The sequence below is a fragment of the Shimazuella alba genome, assembly GCF_009831235.1.
GTDB lineage: Bacteria > Bacillota > Bacilli > Thermoactinomycetales > Thermoactinomycetaceae > Shimazuella > Shimazuella alba.
In genome coordinates this window covers 1-20,338 of sequence record NZ_WUUL01000006.1, presented here as the reverse complement: position 1 = coordinate 20,338, position 20,338 = coordinate 1, and the positions used below count along the sequence as shown (strand labels likewise).

Annotated in this window: 20 protein-coding genes and 1 other annotated feature; of the genes, 14 read left to right on the top strand and 6 right to left on the bottom strand. The window is 39.6% G+C overall.

Annotation, left to right across the window (positions count from 1 at the left end):
* Positions 1-64: 64 nt before the first annotated feature.
* The 7 genes from mqnC (at position 65) to thrS (ending at position 6,757) form a co-directional block, all read left to right on the top strand.
* Positions 65-1,177, top strand: coding sequence for a cyclic dehypoxanthinyl futalosine synthase (gene mqnC / locus GSM42_RS10045; protein ID WP_160801415.1), 1,113 nt, complete (start codon positions 65-67; stop codon positions 1,175-1,177).
* A gap of 514 nt (positions 1,178-1,691) precedes the next feature.
* Entirely contained in the window at positions 1,692-2,075 is a 384-nt protein-coding gene (locus tag GSM42_RS10040) for a hypothetical protein (RefSeq protein ID WP_160801414.1), read from the top strand.
* A gap of 164 nt (positions 2,076-2,239) precedes the next feature.
* Positions 2,240-2,449, top strand: coding sequence for a hypothetical protein (locus tag GSM42_RS10035; RefSeq protein WP_160801413.1), 210 nt, complete (start codon positions 2,240-2,242; stop codon positions 2,447-2,449).
* A 28-nt stretch (positions 2,450-2,477) separates the two neighbouring features.
* Entirely contained in the window at positions 2,478-2,774 is a 297-nt protein-coding gene (locus tag GSM42_RS10030; RefSeq protein WP_160801412.1) for a hypothetical protein, read from the top strand.
* A gap of 169 nt (positions 2,775-2,943) precedes the next feature.
* Positions 2,944-3,549, top strand: coding sequence for a metal-dependent hydrolase (locus tag GSM42_RS10025; protein ID WP_160801411.1), 606 nt, complete (start codon positions 2,944-2,946; stop codon positions 3,547-3,549).
* Between the two features lie 101 nt (positions 3,550-3,650).
* Positions 3,651-4,535 carry a putative sporulation protein YtxC gene (ytxC, locus tag GSM42_RS10020; protein WP_160801410.1) on the top strand — a complete coding sequence of 295 codons (885 nt, stop codon included), beginning with the start codon at positions 3,651-3,653 and terminating at the stop codon, positions 4,533-4,535.
* Between the two features lie 33 nt (positions 4,536-4,568).
* Positions 4,569-4,794 (top strand) — a binding site (T-box leader).
* Positions 4,795-4,834: 40 nt separating this feature from the next.
* A complete protein-coding gene (thrS, locus tag GSM42_RS10015; RefSeq protein WP_160801409.1) occupies positions 4,835-6,757 on the top strand; it encodes a threonine--tRNA ligase in 1,923 nt (640 codons plus the stop codon).
* A gap of 303 nt (positions 6,758-7,060) precedes the next feature.
* Here thrS and GSM42_RS10010 read toward each other — a convergent pair whose 3' ends face one another.
* Together GSM42_RS10010 and GSM42_RS10005 are read right to left on the bottom strand one after the other, a co-directional pair.
* Positions 7,061-7,744 carry a hypothetical protein gene (locus GSM42_RS10010; RefSeq protein ID WP_160801408.1) on the bottom strand — a complete coding sequence of 228 codons (684 nt, stop codon included), beginning with the start codon at positions 7,742-7,744 and terminating at the stop codon, positions 7,061-7,063.
* 207 nt (positions 7,745-7,951) lie between these two features.
* A complete protein-coding gene (locus GSM42_RS10005) occupies positions 7,952-8,863 on the bottom strand; it encodes a LysR family transcriptional regulator (protein WP_160801407.1) in 912 nt (303 codons plus the stop codon).
* A gap of 189 nt (positions 8,864-9,052) precedes the next feature.
* Between GSM42_RS10005 and GSM42_RS10000 the strand changes: the two genes are divergently transcribed.
* Complete coding sequence (locus GSM42_RS10000; RefSeq protein ID WP_160801406.1) at positions 9,053-9,514, top strand: DinB family protein; 462 nt, start codon at positions 9,053-9,055, stop codon at positions 9,512-9,514.
* A 394-nt stretch (positions 9,515-9,908) separates the two neighbouring features.
* On the opposite strand, the gene GSM42_RS09995 is transcribed toward GSM42_RS10000, so the two are convergent.
* A complete protein-coding gene (locus GSM42_RS09995; protein ID WP_160801405.1) occupies positions 9,909-11,855 on the bottom strand; it encodes an MATE family efflux transporter in 1,947 nt (648 codons plus the stop codon).
* 272 nt (positions 11,856-12,127) lie between these two features.
* Between GSM42_RS09995 and GSM42_RS09990 the strand changes: the two genes are divergently transcribed.
* Positions 12,128-13,012: an Rpn family recombination-promoting nuclease/putative transposase gene (locus GSM42_RS09990; RefSeq protein WP_160801404.1), complete on the top strand. Its 885-nt coding sequence runs from the start codon at positions 12,128-12,130 to the stop codon at positions 13,010-13,012.
* 460 nt (positions 13,013-13,472) lie between these two features.
* On the opposite strand, the gene GSM42_RS09985 is transcribed toward GSM42_RS09990, so the two are convergent.
* On the bottom strand, positions 13,473-13,751 hold the full coding sequence (locus GSM42_RS09985) for a hypothetical protein (RefSeq protein WP_160801403.1): 279 nt from the start codon (positions 13,749-13,751) through the stop codon (positions 13,473-13,475).
* 656 nt (positions 13,752-14,407) lie between these two features.
* Between GSM42_RS09985 and GSM42_RS09980 the strand changes: the two genes are divergently transcribed.
* A complete protein-coding gene (locus GSM42_RS09980; RefSeq protein ID WP_160801402.1) occupies positions 14,408-14,605 on the top strand; it encodes a hypothetical protein in 198 nt (65 codons plus the stop codon).
* Between the two features lie 222 nt (positions 14,606-14,827).
* Here GSM42_RS09980 and GSM42_RS09975 read toward each other — a convergent pair whose 3' ends face one another.
* Complete coding sequence (locus tag GSM42_RS09975; RefSeq protein WP_160801401.1) at positions 14,828-16,177, bottom strand: tetratricopeptide repeat protein; 1,350 nt, start codon at positions 16,175-16,177, stop codon at positions 14,828-14,830.
* Between the two features lie 180 nt (positions 16,178-16,357).
* Between GSM42_RS09975 and GSM42_RS09970 the strand changes: the two genes are divergently transcribed.
* The gene (locus GSM42_RS09970) at positions 16,358-16,522 is read left to right on the top strand and encodes a hypothetical protein (protein WP_160801400.1); all 165 of its coding nucleotides are present in this window, start codon (positions 16,358-16,360) and stop codon (positions 16,520-16,522) included.
* Between the two features lie 448 nt (positions 16,523-16,970).
* Here GSM42_RS09970 and GSM42_RS09965 read toward each other — a convergent pair whose 3' ends face one another.
* Positions 16,971-17,339 (bottom strand): MerR family transcriptional regulator, encoded by a 369-nt coding sequence (locus GSM42_RS09965; protein WP_160801399.1) that lies wholly within the window; start codon positions 17,337-17,339, stop codon positions 16,971-16,973.
* A gap of 136 nt (positions 17,340-17,475) precedes the next feature.
* Between GSM42_RS09965 and GSM42_RS09960 the strand changes: the two genes are divergently transcribed.
* The 3 genes from GSM42_RS09960 to GSM42_RS09950 all read left to right on the top strand — a co-directional run bounded on the left by GSM42_RS09960 (position 17,476) and on the right by GSM42_RS09950 (position 20,236).
* Positions 17,476-18,393 carry an NAD(P)-dependent oxidoreductase gene (locus tag GSM42_RS09960; RefSeq protein WP_160801398.1) on the top strand — a complete coding sequence of 306 codons (918 nt, stop codon included), beginning with the start codon at positions 17,476-17,478 and terminating at the stop codon, positions 18,391-18,393.
* 367 nt (positions 18,394-18,760) lie between these two features.
* The gene (locus GSM42_RS09955; protein WP_160801397.1) at positions 18,761-19,522 is read left to right on the top strand and encodes a nucleotidyltransferase domain-containing protein; all 762 of its coding nucleotides are present in this window, start codon (positions 18,761-18,763) and stop codon (positions 19,520-19,522) included.
* Between the two features lie 132 nt (positions 19,523-19,654).
* Positions 19,655-20,236 (top strand): hypothetical protein, encoded by a 582-nt coding sequence (locus GSM42_RS09950; protein WP_160801396.1) that lies wholly within the window; start codon positions 19,655-19,657, stop codon positions 20,234-20,236.
* Positions 20,237-20,338: the final 102 nt, after the last annotated feature.

Genomic DNA, 20,338 nt, shown 5'->3' with positions numbered 1-20,338 from the left:
ATTTTGCTTTGGCTATGTTAAAATAAATGTTAATCACCCAGCAAAGAGAGACTTAGGAGTGTTAATGATGAACATAGATGAAATATTAAATCGCTTGCGTAATGGTGAACGTCTGACTTTAGAAGATGGAATTGCTCTTTGGGAAAGCGATGAAGTGGAGAAAATAGGGGAAGCTGCTAACGAAGTAATGAAGCGACTTCATCCAGAACCAATAACTACGTTTGTAGTTGGTAGAAATATAAATTATACCAATGTATGCGACACTTATTGTCGTTTTTGTGCTTTTTATCGATCACCTGATTCTGATGAAGGTTATGTTTTGCCAGATGAGACCATTCTACAAAAAATTAAAGAAACACAAGATGTGGGTGGTACAGAAATTTTGATGCAAGGTGGAACCAATCCAAATCTACCTTTTTCCTACTATACGGATTTGCTGAAGAAGATTAAGCGACATTTTCCTGGGATTACTATGCACTCTTTTTCACCAGCAGAAATTACGAAAATGCAAGAAGTTTCTGGTCTCCCGTTGGAAGAAGTGATCCGACAACTCCATGAAGCTGGACTTGATTCCCTTCCTGGTGGGGGAGCGGAGATACTCGATGATCGAACACGCCGTAAAATCAGCAAATTAAAAGGTTCTTGGCGTGACTGGATGGATGTCATGCAAACGGCACATCGTGTAGGAATGAAAACAACTGCCACCATGGTAATCGGTTTTGGTGAGAGCATTGAGGAACGAGTATTACATCTTTTGCGTATTCGAGAAGCACAAGATGAGACCAAAGGCTTCCTCGCGTTTATTGTTTGGACATTCCAACCAGATAACACCAATATGAAACGAGAAAAATTATCTCCACGAGAATACTTAAAGGCAGTCGCAATAGCGAGACTGATGCTCGATAATGTACCTAACTTCCAGTCATCTTGGGTAACGATGGGACCTGAGATTGGCAAACTGTCTCTTCAATATGGTTGTAACGATTTTGGTAGTACGATGATGGAAGAAAATGTTGTTTCTGCTGCTGGCACAACACATAAAGTAAACATCAATCTCTGTTTACAACTGATACGTGAGGCGGGTAAAATCCCTGCTCAACGAAATACGCGGTATGAGACGCTGCACGTATTTGATGGAACAGAGCAAGTAGATAAAGATTTTGTGATGCAAAATTAGTAGTTGTTTTTAAGGCTGATGATACACTCGGAAGCAAAAAAAGGAGATATTTCGAACAAATTCCTTTTTGGCTAAAGCCGAACCGACATTCACCACCCACTTAGCTCATGCTTGAAGTGAGAGGGAGAGATTAATAGATGAAATCCATCCATATGGGCTGCTCTGATTTGGAGGGGATAAAGCTTCAAATTTCTGACCTCCAAGTGTTTACGTACTCATTGAGTCTAACATCGTAAGTCATTGCAAGCTGAGATATTTTTCTCGAAATCGATCAGAGCGTCGGTGTTGGTGGAAGGTGACGTGCTTAGGATGATGGCGAAACCCCATTCAAGAGGTGGATACCATTTTAAAGAGACAGTCTAAAAAAGGGACTGCACACCTCCATTTTTTTATGATTGGAACTGTATTCTAAAGTGAACTAGCCTCGGCTAGTTTCTTTTGTAATTACAAATTTCTACACTTATAATTTCAAAACCGGTATAATGAGATCAAGCAAGAACATCCGTGAGGAAATATGATGACATCTGTTCTGAACCCCATTACCAGTGGACCGATCATAGTGGTCAACCATTTCGAATACGAAAAGGAAGGATCATCGGAGAGGTTCAAAGCAGGATTCATTAACCCTTCTAAGGGGAGAGCTGCATCAGGGTATGCGGTACGTCTCTCAGGATGGTACATTTTCCAGCGAGACGAGCAGTACATCCAGTTGATGGAAGGCTGCAAGCTGACCATCGATACACCTGTCCGTCGGATCGACTACTACCCATATGGAATCGTGGAGGTCACTGACAAAAAGGGAAAATTGCTGCGAACCATGAAGAAGAAGGCAGACATCAAGTTCGCTTTCTCTATTCTTCGATACCCGGCCAAGTTGGAACGATTTCTCACGTCTTGACACTTCTTTAGCTAGTAATAGCTAGAAGAGAAGGGCGACGGTTGCCAGCCGTCGTCCCACAGATAATAAAATGATAGAATGATATAGATAAGAAAGGGACTCTGTTGGGTCTCTTTTTTGCGATATGAAAATGAGACCACTCATCGAGAGAACGGTAGAAGATCTTGAAGCTGCAATTAGCTGTAGAAGACACAAAGCATCTGAATCCGAAACCACACCAACATAACTCTCACCGTCGTGTTCAGTTGGATAGGCTGACGATCTATAACTTCCATCCCATTTATCCCACTGACAATCAAGTGCTTAAGTCACTTGGATGCTGGTCTTACCCTAGAATGTGGGATTCTCTCCCCTCGATCATCCATGTGGAGTAACCAGTCTTTCTCAAAGAGATATATGCGGATGACTGCAAAGTATCAGGTGTACAAGGATGATGATGATTATTATCTCTCCATGCAGACAGGGAAAATGAAAATTAGTTTTCATTCTGTCTGTTCTCACTCGAAAGGTGTGTACTGTTATGAATTCTGCTATCAGTATCTAACGGTAATTTACGCAGATGGGCCTATCCTCCACTACGATTTTCAGAAGAAAAAGAGAATGAAGGCAACGACAAAGAAAAATCCAATGATCTTTAGCTTCTCCGAAATACTAGAGTTGGAAGGATTGCTTCGATCGACAGGTGCACCATACCTATAGGCGAGTGATAACAGGCGACGGTTCCCAATCCGTCGCCCCTCATAAATAATGGTATAACAAATAGATTTTCTACACTAGCGATCGTTGGGCTAGTTTTTTCTTTTCATAATAGAAAAAAATGTACTATCATATGAATAGTTCATGAATTCTACATAAAAGGAATGACATCATGCAGGGGAAAACACATCTGAGGATTGGTTTAGCTACAGGGGTAGCAGTTGGTTTTGCGACTAGCGATAATTTTTTGACGCTTACAGCGACTGTAGCAATTTCTGCTTTAGCATCCATGTTACCGGATATTGATGAAGATGGAAGTAAGATTAATAAATGGATGTTTTCTTCGCTAAATCGAAAGTGGAGATCACTTGCGTTGGCAAGTATAGGCATTATTATTTGTTTGTTTTGGTTTTTTGCACATTTACCACTTTGGGTACTCTTGTCTGGTATTTATTGTGCTGGTGTTGCTTATGTTCCACATCGGAGTGTTACCCACTCTATTGTTGGTATGGGTTATGTATTAGTAGTTATTTACTTAGCAATACCATCGTATCTCTATGCAGTAGCAGCAGGCTATTTATCTCATTTAATCGCGGATGCTTTTACAGTAGCGGGAGTTCCTTTTTTCTGGCCATATCCCAAAAAGATTGGTTTAAAATCGATTGGTCTAAAGGTTCGATCGGGCAGAGAAACCGATAAAATTCTAGGCCGTGCAACCTTGCTCATCGCATGTGTGGGCTATGTGTATCTTTTAGGCAAGATGTATCTGGTGGGCTAGTTTCTGGTGTGTGACTCCATCTTTCTTTTCTTCAAATGTATACCTGCCATTTGTTTCCCATATACTAAAGCAGGATACACCAGACAGAAAGGGGTGCAAAGATGGATTTTACCATCAGCATACCTCAAGCAAACGCTTATCAAGCTACTGGTTTGTTTCATCATCTGATGCAGTTGCCTGAGCAGATGGAAAAGTTGGATGTTAGCTGTGAAATCCAAGAAAATAGCGTGGTGGATCGTTATTTTTATACGATTCAATGCAAGTTAAAACGACGATCCCAAGAGCGTGAGATTAGACGTGTGATCAGCGATCAATTGTCCCAATTTATCTGTGCTTATTTTGAAGGATTGCTAATAGAAGAAACCATCCGAAAACATTATCCGCAATACTATGATCGGGAGATCGAGCAGATCAAAGTACATACGAATCGTTTATTCCAAAAAAACACACATACTTATTTTCGGACCCCTTACAGTAAAAGGGCAGAAAGACTTGGGAAACCCATTTTTCACTTTTTACGAGAGTCCAAATTGCTCATGATTGACGGTTATGTTCGCTTTCGTTTGGACCACTATCGGAAAGCATTAGCAAAATGTGTACATGATGCAGTTGATCAGTTTTTATTGGATCAGGAGTACCAAGACTTTATTTCCCTTTTGAAATATTTTGTTTCCGTGCAAGATTCCAAAATTGACTTGGTGCATATTATGCATCGTGGGGTGAAAAATTTTGAATTACTCGACGATCAAAAAAAGCCATTGCAACTAAACGATGGCGGTACATTGCAAGAGATCGTGGAACATTCTTTTTCCCATGAAGATTTGATTGTAAGTACTCTTCTTACCATTGCTCCAGAAAAAATTGTATTGCATACCAAGTTTGCTGAAGAGAATATCATTCGAACTTTATCACAAATTTTTGAGTCTCGTCTGATAAAATGTACCGGATGTAACACCTGCGGAGCGGTGGAAACGCTTGACTTATGATTTCGTTATTCGGTATAATGCAGACAACTTTTCTAAATTGCTTTGATGAGGATATGCTTTCCTATAATGGTGATAAGAGAGAGGGGCCACCGGCTGAAAACCCCTTCACCCACTGATTGGCAAGTACCACCTCGGAGCTGAGATAGGGAACTGTAGTATCTATCTCCGGTTACACACCGTTATATGTGCTTATGAGGACTTATTTTTTATCGATAAGTTGAAGTAGGGTGGAACCACGAGACCAACGCTCGTCCCTTTTGGGACTGGGCGTTTTTTATTTTGAAAAAGGAGAGAGTACGATGTTAGTAAAGTTGCCAGACGGCTCAGAACGCAGTTATGAGGAGAAAGTTACGATAAATGATGTAGCAGCATCCATTAGTAAAGGGTTACAAAAGAAAGCTATTGCAGGTGTAATCGATGGGGAAATAGTGGATTTAAGCAGAGAAGTGCCAGATGGTGCAGATGTGAAAATTTTAACCTTGAGCGATAAAGAGGGATTAGATGTGTATCGTCATAGCACGGTGCACTTAATGGCACAAGCACTGAAAAGAATATATCCGCATGTAAAACTGGGAATCGGTCCCGTGATCGAAGATGGATTTTATTATGATATTGATCTGCCAGAACGCTTAACTCCTGAAGATCTGCCTAAAATAGAAGCGGAAATGAAAAAAATAGTCAAAGAAAACATTGCTTTTGTACGTACTGTGGTTTCTAGAGAAGAGGCTATCCGCAAATATGAGGAAATCAATGATCATCTAAAATTAGAGCTGATTCGTGATTTACCAGAAGATGCTGAGATTACGATCTATGAACAAGGAGAATTTTTTGATCTTTGCCGTGGACCGCATGTTTCTTCTACTGGACGACTCAAAGCATTCAAATTACTCAGTATCGCTGGTGCTTACTGGAGAGGTAGCTCAGACAACCAAATGCTGCAACGGATTTATGGTACAGCGTGGGAAAAACAATCCGAGCTTGATGCATATTTGGAGCGACTAGAAGATGCAAAGAAACGTGATCATCGAAAGTTAAATAGCCAGCTTGGTATTTTCTCTCTCGTTCCAGAAGTAGGGCAAGGTTTGCCGTTATGGCTCCCAAATGGTGCAAAGATCCGCCGGGAAATCGAGCGCTATATCGTTGATTTAGAAGAAAGCCTTGGTTATGACCATGTGTACACCCCACATCTAGCAAATGTAGAACTCTATAAGATTTCTGGTCACTGGGGTCATTATCAAGAAGATATGTATCCACCTATCCGGATCGATAATGAGGAATTGGTTTTACGCCCAATGAATTGTCCTCACCATATGATGATTTATAAAAGTGAGATGAGAAGCTATCGCAATTTACCCTTGCGTGTAGCGGAACTAGGAACGATGCACCGCTATGAGATGTCTGGAGCTCTTTCTGGATTGCAGCGTGTTCGCTCTATGACCTTAAATGATGCACATATCTTCTGTTTACCAGAACAGATCAAATCAGAGTTCAAGCGAGTGGTAGAGTTGATCTTAGAAGTATATCGTGTGTTTGGAATCAAAGATTATTTCTTCCGTTTGTCATATCGTGACCCAAAGAACAAAGAAAAATATATCGATAACGATGAAATGTGGAATGTATCACAAAGCATGTTAAAAGAAACGATGGATGAAATGGGCTTACCATATGTGGAAGCGGAGGGAGAAGCAGCATTTTATGGGCCTAAGCTCGATGTCCAAGTCCAAACAGCTTTAGGAAAAGATGAGACGCTATCCACCGCACAATTAGATTTCCATATGCCAAACAAATTTGAACTGGAATACATCGGAAAAGACGGTCAAGCACATCGTCCAGTCGTTATCCACCGTGGTATCGTCGGTACGATGGAACGATTTGTCGCCTTTTTGACCGAGTATCATATGGGAGACTTCCCACTCTGGTTATCACCTGTCCAAGCCAAAGTCCTTCCTGTATCTGCTACTTTCCTTGATTATGCAGAGGAAGTAACGAAGCAGCTAAAAGATGCAGGGATTCGGGTGAATCTTGATGATCGTGATGAGAAACTCGGATATAAGATTCGCCAAGCAGAAATGGAAAAAGTTCCTTATATGTTTGTAGTTGGGGAAAAAGAGCGAGAAGCCGGTTTGGTAAATGTGAGACGACGTCACTCCAAAGAGCAGAGTACAGAAGGATTGGAAGAATTAAAACATCGATTGAAACAAGAGATTAGAGATCGGGTGTAAGTGAAAAGCAACGGGCTATAAAAAGCCTGTTGCTTTTGTTTTTAAAATAGTTATTAGAAAATGAAATGGTTGAATCTCCTCGTGAAGCGCTACTCTCGTCAGTGACCATCTCCCTCTCGGTTTCCCATGCTTCTAGCATGAGAATATTTTAGGGGATGGGGAACTGAGCAGAACATCGCATCAGTTGCCCGCCGAAAATAGGTAAAATGTATATAGATGCTAAAAAGCTGACCGGTAGGATGGCCAGTTTTTTTATGCGACAGGGGGAAGGTCCTCCTGTCGCATAATATGTTATAAAAATTCTTAACTTACTTTGTCTTCCTGCCGTTTTATTTTCACAATTCTATTTTGTATGTAGTGTATATGCATTCCCGTTTGGAGTATTTCTTCTTTTGTTACCTCTTGATCTGCTAAGTAAACGAACCATTCAGAAGGAACGTTCCCTTGCTTTAGATAAACAGAAAATGTATAAGTTTTTCCCGTAGCGATGGAAAATTGGAATTGAAAAAAGCCATCTGTTCTATCATTTTCTTTTAAAAGACGTTTTAAGTACGATAATGGAACTTTTGTATTACATGCATCTCCATAAACAACTCGTACTGGAGCTTCCGTTTCGATTATTTCATAAGAATAGGGCTCTATCTCTGGTATTCGATTCACATTTACAAACATAAAATCATTGATAAAAGCAGGAGTAGGTTTTATATTTGCTAAGGTAAATTGGATTATTTTTTTCTCGTTTTCGTTATCTTTAATCGCCACTTTGGGAAATAATTCGGCTTCTATCGCCTCCTTCTCTCTTTTCCTTATTTGTTTTTCATATTGTTTTGATTCTCTTGCCAGTTTTAAAGCTATTCTTGCAGTCCAAAAGGTTGCAAGCGCCCCGATTAATTGCCCAACTGCTGCCCACATTTCCCAGTCTTTCCAATCTCTCTTTGCCAGCCAATTTAAAACTTTCGTCAGCCAATCTAATAGTATATTTACCATACCGAACAACACTCCTATTTGAAATTCCAACATTCATAATATCAAATATTATTGATTAAAATGAAATAAGTATTAATTATGTAAAATGGGAGCAGAACAAGGAGTGATTTGGTTTATCATACAAGGATAGAGCAGACCGTCATGGTGGTCTGCTTTGTATAAATAAATCTTGGTTAGAGGGGGTATGAATAGAGCAATGGATACTTTTTACCCCAACTTCCGAGTGCTTTGTTTCATTACACTTTGGATAAAAGATTTTAATTCTTCTATGAATAGTTTTGCCGCTTGTCCCATGAATTTATCTTTTCGATATATGATGCAGATATCTTGACTAGGTGTAGGATGGAGCAATGGTACTGCAGAAATATTATCACGGTCCAGATGATCTAGTAGAAGTCTAGGAAGAATAGAGGCACCTACCCCTTGTTCAATTAAGGATAGAAGTGTTGATAATGTAGAAGTTACAATTGAATTGTTTATGGTAATTCCCTTTTTTTTGCAACATGAATGGATGAGTTTTGTAATCTGATGCTCAGAACCAAACATCACCATTTTTAGCTGTTGTAACTGTTCGAAAGAGAGTGCTTTTGATTTTGCAATAGGGTGATCTGATCGAATGGCCAAAGCAAATTCCTCATGGAACAAAGGGATGATAGCGATTCGATTATCCGGATTCAAAGGTGTGGTGGTAACTCCAAGATCTCTTGTGCCTTCGATAACTTGTTCGTACACTTCCGTAGTTTCCGTAACACTTAGGGAGAGCTTTGGGTATGTACGATGGAATTCGACCAACAGTGCATCAAACAGTAAGTCTCCATCACCTGGGAGAATTCCGATGTCCAGTTTTCCGCCTTCCATTTGTTTCAAATCCGTTATCGCTCCTCTTACGTAGTCAATGCGTTCGAAAATAATTTGACATTGCTCCAATAAGATTTTACCCGCGTCTGTTAGCGCGATCCGCCTGCCAATACGATCGAATAGTGGAGTTCCAAGCTCGTTCTCCAAAAACTTAATCTGTTGACTCAAATTCGATTGTGTAGTGCAAAGGTTCTCAGCTGCTCTTGAGAAATGCATCTCTTTACATACGGCTGAAAAATATTCTAGTTGTCTAAGTTCCATCTCTCAGTGCCCCTTCTTATGAACAATCATCCTGCTTTATTATAACCTGTAGGGAAGCAATTTTTATTTATCATTATTAAAACTGATTAATTGCATCGGAATCTCGTGATGGTTGCTTTATGGAAAGCCATGTACACTTTAGATAGGAAAACGAAACACATAAAACAACTTACTGGGAGGCGTTTCATAATGTCACAATCGATCATAAATACAGGAAAAGTTTTGCGTCAGATTCTTATAGGACAACTACAAGGTATCTCAGAAACTAAGTTAGATATTCAACCAGAAGGATTCAATAACACCGTTCGCTGGAATGTTGGTCACATTATTTATTGGATGGATAAATACTCAACCTTAACTTTTGGCACTTCTTCCACAATTCCAGCTCAATATGAAACATTGTTTAACTCTGGAACAAAACCATCAGATTGGTCGATAGCTCCGCCGTCTAAGGAAGAACTGACACAATTGCTAGTGGAACAGCTTTCCCGTCTCTCCGAACAGAAACCTGAATTACTAGATGAAAAATTGTCATCACCATATGAAATGGGACCGTTCCAATTCGATACAGCAGGTGAGCTGTTCAACTTTGCTTTGATGCATGAAGCTATTCACCTTGGTACCATTTCAAGTCAGATGAAATTGATATAATGTTTGATGAAAAAGTGCGACAAGAGAAAGGTTCTCTTGTCGCACTTTTTTTATGTGTTTACATAGCGAATCAAAAATTGAAAATGACGGATCTTATCAGATTTTCTATTTTTCCCCTTTATCGTGTTTACACTTAGCATATTGGGAGACGACAATAGATAACGAAAGGAGAAGAGATCCTCCTTTTTCTATTCTGAAAGAATGGAGTATTCAAAACAAGAGAGGGATGTTCAACTGATAATGAAATGACCTGCTCTAACAGGGAAGTTGTTTCCGACTAAAATTATAAAGGGTACGTTGACTTTCTCGTATAGAACTATAGTTGGACGGTAGCGTTATTTAATGACAGTCCCCCCTGCCAATGTGTCAGGGGGGACTGGATCGCGCCTAGAGATTATGACGCGACCGTAGACAACCGATTATCTTCTGCAAGCCAGTATTGCCTCAGCAGACGAATGTTTGACCGTACTCCAACACTTTCTTCTGGAGGAAGAATTGGGAGTTTGGTCAAGTCTACACTGGACAAGGGAAGAGGCTTCGATGGCAAATCCTTGCTGATCTTGTAGGTTTTGGCATCAGGCAAGAGCAGTCGAACCTTATTCAAGTGCCTTCTCACAGCTTCCGTTGTTTCTGGGAGCTCCGCCTTTTCTTTGGCATAGTGGGCGAAAGCATCCTGGAATTTTCGGATAACTTGTGCAGAGTCTCGGTTTTGAGGCCAGGATGTACTCGTCACCTGCTCAAGAAATTGTTGCAAGGTCCTTTTTGCTGCGATTTCCGCCAAGGCATCATGGAGTGAATGCTCGGCAAGGAGCATGGCGTCTTCAAGAGGCAGTTCTTCCTGAAACTTCTTGATCGATTCAAGGATAGAGAGAGCTTGGTAGGCTTGAAGCGCTTGAAAAACAGGCTTCATTTCTTGATATGTTGTAAGCTCCGTCTCCCTTCCGAGAATAAACGACAGACTAGGGACACGTTGGATACGGATATGCGTCCCTGCCAATCGCCCTGCATGATTCCTCAAAAGACTCCATCCGCGTACGATCGAAGAACGAATGGGGAACAGCTCGATTCCAGCAGATTTGAAGTACCCGCTGATGTAAGCGGTGGAAACGATCCCCAGGAACATGTACTGGATGACCTCAGCGTAGGAAATTCCCTCTAGGGTTGGAGGCAAGAGCCAGCATGCGATCACCAAGAGAACGGAGCTCAAGATGTAAATGATCGACGAGGTCTTGGCTTGTTTGTGAACCCCCAACACCTCTCCTACACATCCGTGAATCGTCCAAGGACACTGCACGAACGCGTAGAAGAGGATCAGCCAGACTGCCAACTTGCTTACTGTTGTGTCGTCCGTGAGGAGTCCGACCGCTGGTTCTGCCATCACAAGCATAACAGCCCATGAAAGAAGTGTACCGATGATTACGGTACCAAGTGCCCAGCGGAGGTAACGGGCTACTTGTTGCTTATTTTCGATCATGGGACCGATCGTAAGGCTGATGGAGTTAATGATTCCTCCCATCCAAGAGAGGTAGAAGACTCTCTGGATGACGTAGAGAATCCGGACAGCTGCAAGGAATTCTGGGCCAGTCCGAGCGAGAATGGCAAAGATGGGAATCATCGATACCTGATTCGAAAGACTGGAGAGCATTTGTGGAAATGCTTGACCCAGAATGCTTTTCTGGAGCTTCCAATCGGGCATCCAAATAAGGTTGGTTCCTGCTCGACGAAAGAACCTAGCGATGATCCAACCTGTTCCGATCACGGAAGCCAGCAATGTTGCACATGCCGCCCCGACTAGTCCGAAGTGGAACCGGTAGATCAGAACATAGTCCAGCCCCAGATGGATGGCCATCATGGAGATCTGAGCGACTGTGGTGGACCATTGCTCCTTCAGCCATCCTTGCAGTCCACTGGACAGCACGCTGAACAAGGCAAGAAGGATACAGTTGCCACCGACGATTTGCAGATACAGCACCCCATCGGAAGTGATTTCTACCCCATAAGCCTCAAACAGTTGTTTCGCTAGTATGATGGTCCCACCACCCAGCACCAAGCTCAGAGCACAGCTTAGGTAGACACCTTGGATGATGATCATCAGTGCGTCTGCCTTATTTTTGGTAGTAACAGTGAAGTGCCTGACTGCAGTTCCGACCTTTGCATAGAAGCACCACAGGATCACCATAATGCTTTCAGTTGCGACTGTGACAGCCGCAATCGCGGAGAGGCCGATGTGGGCAACGAAGAAGGTGTCAACGATTCCTTCCATTGCCAAACAGATGGTTAGCAGTGTCGGTTGCCAGCCAAAGCGAGCCATTGATTTTAGTGGATGCTCTGTCTTTTTCATGTCCTTTTCTTTCTAGATAGAGGAACACTTACGTTAATTGTAGTCCAAAAATGAAATAAATCATATTCTCTTTAGCGGAGAGTATTGCAAAAAGTGCGAGTATTCGATGTGGAATTTAATTTACTTGTAAAATATAAAAAAGAACATTCCAAAAAGTGCTTGATTTTTGAAAAAATTCCTTTATCATATTTGGAATAATACGAACGTACATACGAAGTAAACAGATGAGTGGTTCGTGATATACTAATATGAAGCATGGAGGATGACTTCCAGTGACCTATGATTTACTCGATCCAAAGAATGATTTTGTGTTTAAGCGTATTTTTGGCAGTGAAAAGAACACCGAAATTTTACTGGCTTTTCTCAATCGTATCTTGCATAAAGATGTGGAGGAGCCAATGCTCACGGAGATTGTTTTGTTAAATCCGTATACAGATAAGGATTCACCGAGTGATAAACAATCCATTTTTGATATTAAAGCCAAAAGAGCTGATGGTTCCATTGTAAATGTGGAAATGCAGCTGTTTAATCGTTATGATAATGAAAAGCGCGCATTGTACTATTGGGGCAAACAGTACACCGAACAACTAAAGGAAGGCGAACCTTATAAACGACTCAAAAAGTGTGTTGTCATAAATATTCTTGATTTCACGATTATCCAAAATGAGAGGTATCACAACGTATTTCGTTTATGGGAAGATAGCGAACGGATTCTTTTTTCTGAAGATGAAGAGATCCATATTCTTGAACTATCCAAGCTTATCGGGAAAAGTGCCCCTAAAACAAGTGGTCTACTCAATTGGTTATTGTTTTTGAAAACAAAAAACAAGCGATATTGGGAGGTGTTAAAAATGAATGAGCCCATTCTAGGGAAAGCGATGAAAGAATTGGAGTATTTAAGCCAAGATGAAGAAGCACGGCGATTATATGAAATGCGCCAAAAAGCGCTTCATGATGAGGCTTCTTCTATTGCAGGAGCGAAGGAGGAAGGTAAGAAGGAAGGTAAGTTAGAAGAAAAAGAGAAAGTAGCAAAGATTTTGTTACAAGAAAATATGGATGTTCCATTGATTATGAAGGCAACAGGTTTAACAGAAGATGTTATATTGCAACTAAAATCAAATATTTTCAGTTTAAAGCGAAAAAATGAATCCAGTTAGTCGAACAGGAGAGGAAAAATAAGATTGATCCATCATGATGAAGAAGCCTACTGATTATATGAAATGCGTCAAAAATCACTCCATGATGAAGCCACTTCTATTGCAGGAGCGAAAGAATAGTTGGGGATATCAAAACTAAAAACTAAAAGTTAGTATGATCTTGAGATGCTTTGAAATAACTGTCTAGTTATTTTGAGCTTTTTTATTTAATGAGAAAAAAAGACAGCAGATATGCTGTCTATAAGTATACCTATTTGATTTGTATGTATTATTTTCCGATAGAATCTTTGCGACAAAGGGACAGTTTTCTTGTCGTGTTGATAATAAAAAAGATAGCTCGTTAGCAGCTATCAAGGAATATCTATTTCGTTTCATGAAATCCAATCTTTGATTGACTGTTAACATTGGGGGATTTTCCTCATGTACATGGGTTTTTGGATTCCCTGTTCTTTTGCATAATCTATTGTTTTTTCTTCAACATAGAAGCAATTCCGTTTCCTTTGAATATTGCCTTTACAACAGTAAGCCCACTAACTGCAAGTTTTTTATCCCTGTCCAAAGTAATACTGCTAAGACCGATCCGGTTATGGTATACTGCTGCAATGAATTGACTATCTCTTTGATGATTCCAATAACAACGGTAATAGATTTTGTCCATAAATTGATCGAAAGATTCGAATTTCCCGTTTTGTCCGGAGTCTTCTAGAACTCCTTCCCTTACCAATTCATAAAGTTTCAATTGCTTTTCTTGATTATCTGATACATCCGATAACCGAAAAAAGAAACATTTTTGTAGTTTGATTTGTAATGGATTGAACTATTAGTTTTATCTAAGTCTAAGATTAGTTTTATCATTATTGTGTGTTATCCCCTCCTTTCCAATCTTACTTGCCGCTCGTATAAAACTTGTTTTACTTGATCAAATCCGTAAAAGGAACATTTATCATCATCGATAAGCGACACAGGCTGGTACATATGATTTTCTATATAGATATTGATTGAGAAGAACGTTCTTGTGGCTAGTGAAACCGGCATAAGGGAAACGGTGACAGAAGAAGTCCGCGAAGTCATTGAGAAGTTCCGTCGCAGAGAGAACATCGGTAAGATACAGGGGTTTGTCTCTGCTCTCTCCCTTCTTTTAGGCAAGTAGTGCTCTGTGGTCATGATACTTGTGCTGGTGAGTGAATCCTCAGAGTCGCTGCAAAGATTAACCTTATAAAAAGCTGAAGAAATGTGTTGTGATGGATATCCTTGATTTCTCTTATATTTAAGAAGTCCAACTTCATCGGCCAGACCACACACGATGAGAAGTGTAGTTACTTTAAAAAATTCCTACATACTGTTATAAACATGATATGATAGACGAATAGGTTGAATAGCTGAGGGGACGTTGTGATGAAAATCGCAGCTTTGATCCGTCAATGCAGTGGCTTGGTGAGCCTTCTGATGGGATGGAGTTTCATCGAGTATGGTTTGGAGCACCAGATGAACATCCTCATCGTCGTAGGGGGGGTGGTCATGGTGACCGGTGTTCTGCCCATCGCTGTGTTCGCCATCGTGCACAGATACCGTACCCAGAGCGAGCAAAGCTGAAAAACCTACGCGCTCCTGAGGGGGTGCATGGTCGGCTAATGTCATGTCTTGTGATGTTAGCCGACCGCTCCATTTTCATATAAGAGGTTTTACCATGCGTAAATAAATAAGACAGCTCTTTGCTGTCTTATGGATAATGATTCCAGATAATAGATGTCTTTTTCATTATGTATTATTTTCCGATAGGATCTTTGCGCCCAAAATATGCCATAGATGCACCTCCTACCCTTGAATCCCCCACTTCATGTGTGCCTGCAGCTCAAACATCTTTTCCAAATACTTCATATAAGAAGCGTGGTCTTCTATTTTTTTATAACCATAGCACAAACCTAAAATTACTTCATGTTGTTTTTTGGTTAATTTGTATTTGTTTGCTAATTTGAATGCCTTTTGTAAGGGAATTATTGCTTTTTGGTACTGTTTTTGCTCATGATAACAATTTCCTAACAATATCAAGGAATCTAGCATTGCTAACTCATCCTTATTATGTTCAGCGATTAAAAATGCTTCATTTATCAATGGCTGTGCATCTTTGTATTTTTGTTTTGTCAGGTAAAGTTTGCCTAGACTAGTAAGTGCGTAAAAAATATCTTGGTCGTCGACTTTTTCTCTAATCGATAATGCTTTGATATAATAGTCTTCCGCTTCAGTGGTATCGTTCATGCTTTCGTATATTTCCCCGATCGTGATCCAAAGTAGTACTAATTTATCGAACTTCCCGTTAATTCTCGCTATCCTTACTCCTTCATCTGCAAATTCTAGAGCGCTTTTATAGTGTTTGGATTTGGTAAGAACACCTGCAAAAATGACATACATTTGCAAGATGGCGTCCAGTCCGATTAGCGTCAAAACTTTTGTTCCATCAATAGCAGAAACCTTTTTCCATAATTCTTCTAACGTTTTTAAAGCTAGTTCATCTCTGTTTAATTGTTCAAGGTAATTTGCTTTATTTAAGAGCAGGAAATAGATATTTTCTTGCCGTTTTCCATCCTTTTGAAATTCTTTTATACCATTTTCCGTAAGTTTCAAAGCCTTTTCTACGTCATGTAGATGGTAATAAATTCTACCTTGTTCATTTAAAGAGGCAGCTTGTAAATTAGAATCACTTAATTCTGGACTCTTTTCCAGCAGACGAAGCGCTTCACTATAGTGTTTATCCGCTTTTCGTAACATCACTTCGTTGTTCTTTTTTCTTTTAACAAAATAACAACGACCCAGTAAATAATGATACAAGGCTGAAAGTCTACTATCTCTTTTTATAAAACTCATTTCTCCTTCTAATCTTTGTAAGGAATTATCAATATCAGCAGATATAATATCCTCTAAATATAGTAACTCAGCTTCTAATTCTTTTTCTTTTTTTTCTGCTTCACTAATGATTCCAAAAAGCTCACTACCCATCCCGATTTTTTTTGCGTAGTACTCCATTTTTTCTTCGGTTACATTTGGTAATCCACGTTCGATGTTTCCGATGGTAGCTGCGGAAATAAATTCATCTGCTAAACTCTCCATGCTCTCTTTTATTTCTTTTCTTCGCTCTTTTAATCTTGCTCCTAGTATTTTTCTATTCATTACAAACAACTCCCATAATGGAAAGAGATTTTTTTATTATAGATTCGAGAGAGAATTGCTATTTCCTTTAATAAGAGAAGATAATCATAATTAATAATCAAATAAATATAAATATTGAGTTATTTTATTTTTCGTTTTATAATTTTAATATATACAAATCGATCAAAGGGAGTCTTCCACATGCTGAACTTGCAAGATATATCTAGATCGAAAACTCATTCGTCAGATTTAATGCTGTATATAGAGGGTGAAGATGGATATGAATCAGCCTGTATTCATCTGCAAAATGTAACTGTTTTTCGTACTCCATCAGGTATATCTATAATTTTTAGTCATGAAGATTAGAATTTTATTTTTTTATATTCAAGACAGGATTATTACAGTATTTAAAGCTGAATAAAATGAAATGACAGCAAAATCATAGAGTGTAAATAAGAAAAACAGCCCAGTTGGGCTGTTTTTGTATTTTTGGATTTGAAAATCTTGTCCAGTTTCGGGGGGAATCACGATGGCTAATTACTAAATAGCACGATGTTTCGAAGTTTATACTTTTTTCTCAGATTAAACTTCACTTGTGCCCTCTGTTCATTTTCATACCAAGCTTTTTGTTTCTTTCTTCTTGATAAGTAAAAGAGGGAACCTCTGTCTTTTATCATACTGAATACTTGCACTAGTCTCTTGGATGATCTTATTCGCTTTTCGGGGAGAGACTAACTTTGCAGATGTATTTCCTTTTTTTTTAAAGAAGTTTTTATCCTTTTAGTTTGTGTATTTTTCTGAAGATGATAGGAAATCAGTGTGAATTACTTTTTTTAAATTGGTTGATTTGCTTTTTCAAACGTTGTTTAGCAATGGCCAATATGTCCATTTTTTTGTTAATTTCATTTAATTTTTCTTCAAATATCTCATGAGATTCACCGCAAAGATATTCATAATCAGGATAGATATAGTTATCATGACAATTTAAGATTTCCTTGATTTGATCAGTAGTTAGTCCTAAACCTAAATAGATCTGAATGGTTTTTATACGATGAATAGCAGATTCATCGAACTGGCGATAACCATTCTTTAGGCGGGAAACAGTAAGTAAATTTTTCTTTTCGTAGTGACGAATTGATCGAATACTAGTGCCGGTGATTTTTGACAACTGACTAATTTTCATTGGAAACAGCTCCCTCCTTGTAAAATTATTTAATCCAAGAATATCTTTCATGTTTACTAATGGTTTTTCTATTGCTCTGACATTAGTGTCATCCTTTAGAATTCATTTGTAAACTCATTTAAAGGAGATAGATGTCATGGATCATACAAAAATAAGTCAAAAAGAAAAAAACAATGAGAATGATAAAGGTTGCACACCTGTCACCGTTTTAGGATTAGGTCCAATGGGGCAATCACTGGCTGAAGCTTTTTTGAAATATGGTCACCCTACGACTGTATGGAATCGTACAGCTGAGAAAGCAGAGAGTCTTGTTAAGCAAGGTGCTGTTCTAGCAAACACTGTTGCTGATGCGATTACAGCGAGTTCACTTATTGTCATTTGTGTGTTAGATTACGACGCTTCACAAGCAATTCTCACACAAGTAGTGAATGATTTGAAAGGGCGAACTCTTGTGAATTTGACGACTAGCTCACCAGAGAAAGCACGTAAAACAGCAATATGGGCTTCTGAGCATGGATTTGACTATCTAGACGGAGCAATCCAGACCCCGCCTTTAGCTATTGGAACTTCTGATGCCCTCATCTTATATAGCGGAGGAGAATACGCCTACAACAAACATCAGAAAACATTAAAAAGTCTGGGTGGAACTGCGACCTACCTCGGTACTGATCCTGGAAGAGCTGCAGCATATGATATTTCTTTACTCGATATGTTTTGGACCTCTATAAGCGGCTATGTTCATGCGCTTGCAGTTGCCAAATCGGAAAATATTGCTGCAAAAGACTTTGCTAAATATGCCCAAGAGCTAATAAAAACATTCCCGTATATTATGACTCATTTTGCAGACGATGTGGATACAGGCCAGTATCCCGGAGGGCAATCCAATATGATCTCAGCAAAAGCAGGAATGGAGCATATTATTCACACTGTACAAGGTCATGGGATTGATGCAAGTGTACTAAGTGCTATTAAAGCTATTGCTCAAAAGGCAATTGATGAGGGATACGGCACTGATGGGTATTCTCGCCTAGTTGAGGTAGTTAATAGAGCATAAATTAATTTATAAACGTAGGGATTAGTTAACATTAATGGAAGACATGCATTCCTCGAAAAATATTTAGTATTCGCATTTCCGTTATAGCAGGAATGGTGGAAAGAATTATTTTAGCTGGTACTCAGTGGGAGTTTTTCACTCTGGTTACTGGATAATTTTACAAGTGATTTAAAAGAACTTTCTACTTTTTTATCAGATGGTAATATAACTAGTAACAGTTTCAAGTTGGTAAAAAGGTTTGATCAATGTTCCTGAATTATTTGCAAGAGGGAAGCAGTAATTTCAAAATGAAGTAAAGCGGAGGAAATGGGATTAGCAAGAAGAAAACGTCTCAAGGAATAGATTTTAGATAAAGGAAGATCAATTTATGCATGAGATAAATCTAAAAGAGAGTAACTTGAAGTGGCTGGAGGAAAGAACAATTTTGCTTGCACCAACAGGGAGTTATGCCTATGGAACTAATACAGAAACTTCCGACAAGGATTATAAAGGAGTCTGTATTCCGCCTATCGAGTATTATTTAGGCTTAGATTCTTTTAATGAGTACAATAACAGCGGAGGAAAAAATTTTCGTAATACAAAAGATGATGTAGATGTGACTATCATCCATATCAATAAGTTTGTAAAAGATGCGATGCAAGGGGTCCCAAACAATATCGAGCTGCTTTTTTTGAGAGCAGAAGATTACTTGAAAGTAACACCACTAGGACAGATACTGATCGATAATCGTCATTTGTTTTTATCCAAACATATGGAAAAGAAATTTAGCGGATATGCGTATTCGCAAATTCAAAAGTTAAAAAATAAAAAGGTTAACCATACAGGAAGACAAGATCTGGTTCAACAATTTGGATATGATACGAAGTTTTTCATGCATAGTATTAGATTGCTTACAAGTGCAATTGAGATTTTGGAAACAGGAGATTTTCGTACCTATCGTCCTAACCGCCAATTGCTACTGGATTGTAGAAATAATAAATATACATTTGAAGAAGCATTGAACATGATAGAAATGTATCAGAATCAATTGCAAATTGCTTTAGAGAAGTCTGAGCTTCCAAAAACGCCTGATTATCAGAAAATCAATCAACTATTGATGGAAATCAATCAAAAAGGGTTGGAACTTTAGTCAGACTATGCTTCATGATTCAAGGTTAGTTTATTAAAACGAAAGATCCATTTCCTATTGATACATTGTTTTAAAAATAAATTATTGCTAAAATAGTAGTAATTCGACGCTACTATGCCGAAAGGGCATGTGATGACGATTTTCAAGCACGGCGTTGCTGTCAAGGAGAACTTCTGGACCTCCAATGAGGGAGAGATGTACAGTCTCGATCCGACCAGCTACTGTGTTGGCATGGATGTGATCGACTACATCGTCCTCAACAACCATGCCGCTCTTCGCGAGATGAAGAAGCATTTTGCAGAAGACAGCGATTTGGGCACCATTCTGCGCCACCTCCTTCGCTACCACAAAGAGATTCCCGGACGGGATCTGTTCGAGTGGTATGCACTGGTTGAGGAAGAGGTGCGTGATTCGCAGAACGACCAGATCCTGTGGTGGTGGGAACGACTCCGGAGTCTTGTCATCCAGAGCCTTTCGCTGCTCTGGCGATGGGATCGAAACGACGGTCAGAAACTCGACCTCTCTTCGATCGATGACTACCAGGCTGTCTTCAGCAGGGCGATGAGCTCTGATCTCGCTCCTCTGGAGAAGGAGCAGTGGAAGCTGATGCTCGATCTGTTGGAGGTGCTGGGAGGCCTCCGGGATGCTGGTCCCGGCTTTGAGAAGCTGCACACTTGGTGCATGGAAGAATCCGGAGAACTCCTCTCCAAGTAGCAACGGCGTGCGGGTGGGTTAGTAGGACTTCACCTGCTGATCCGCCCGCCGAAAGATAATACATTCATATAGAATAAAAGGGAGTTCTATTATAGAACTCCC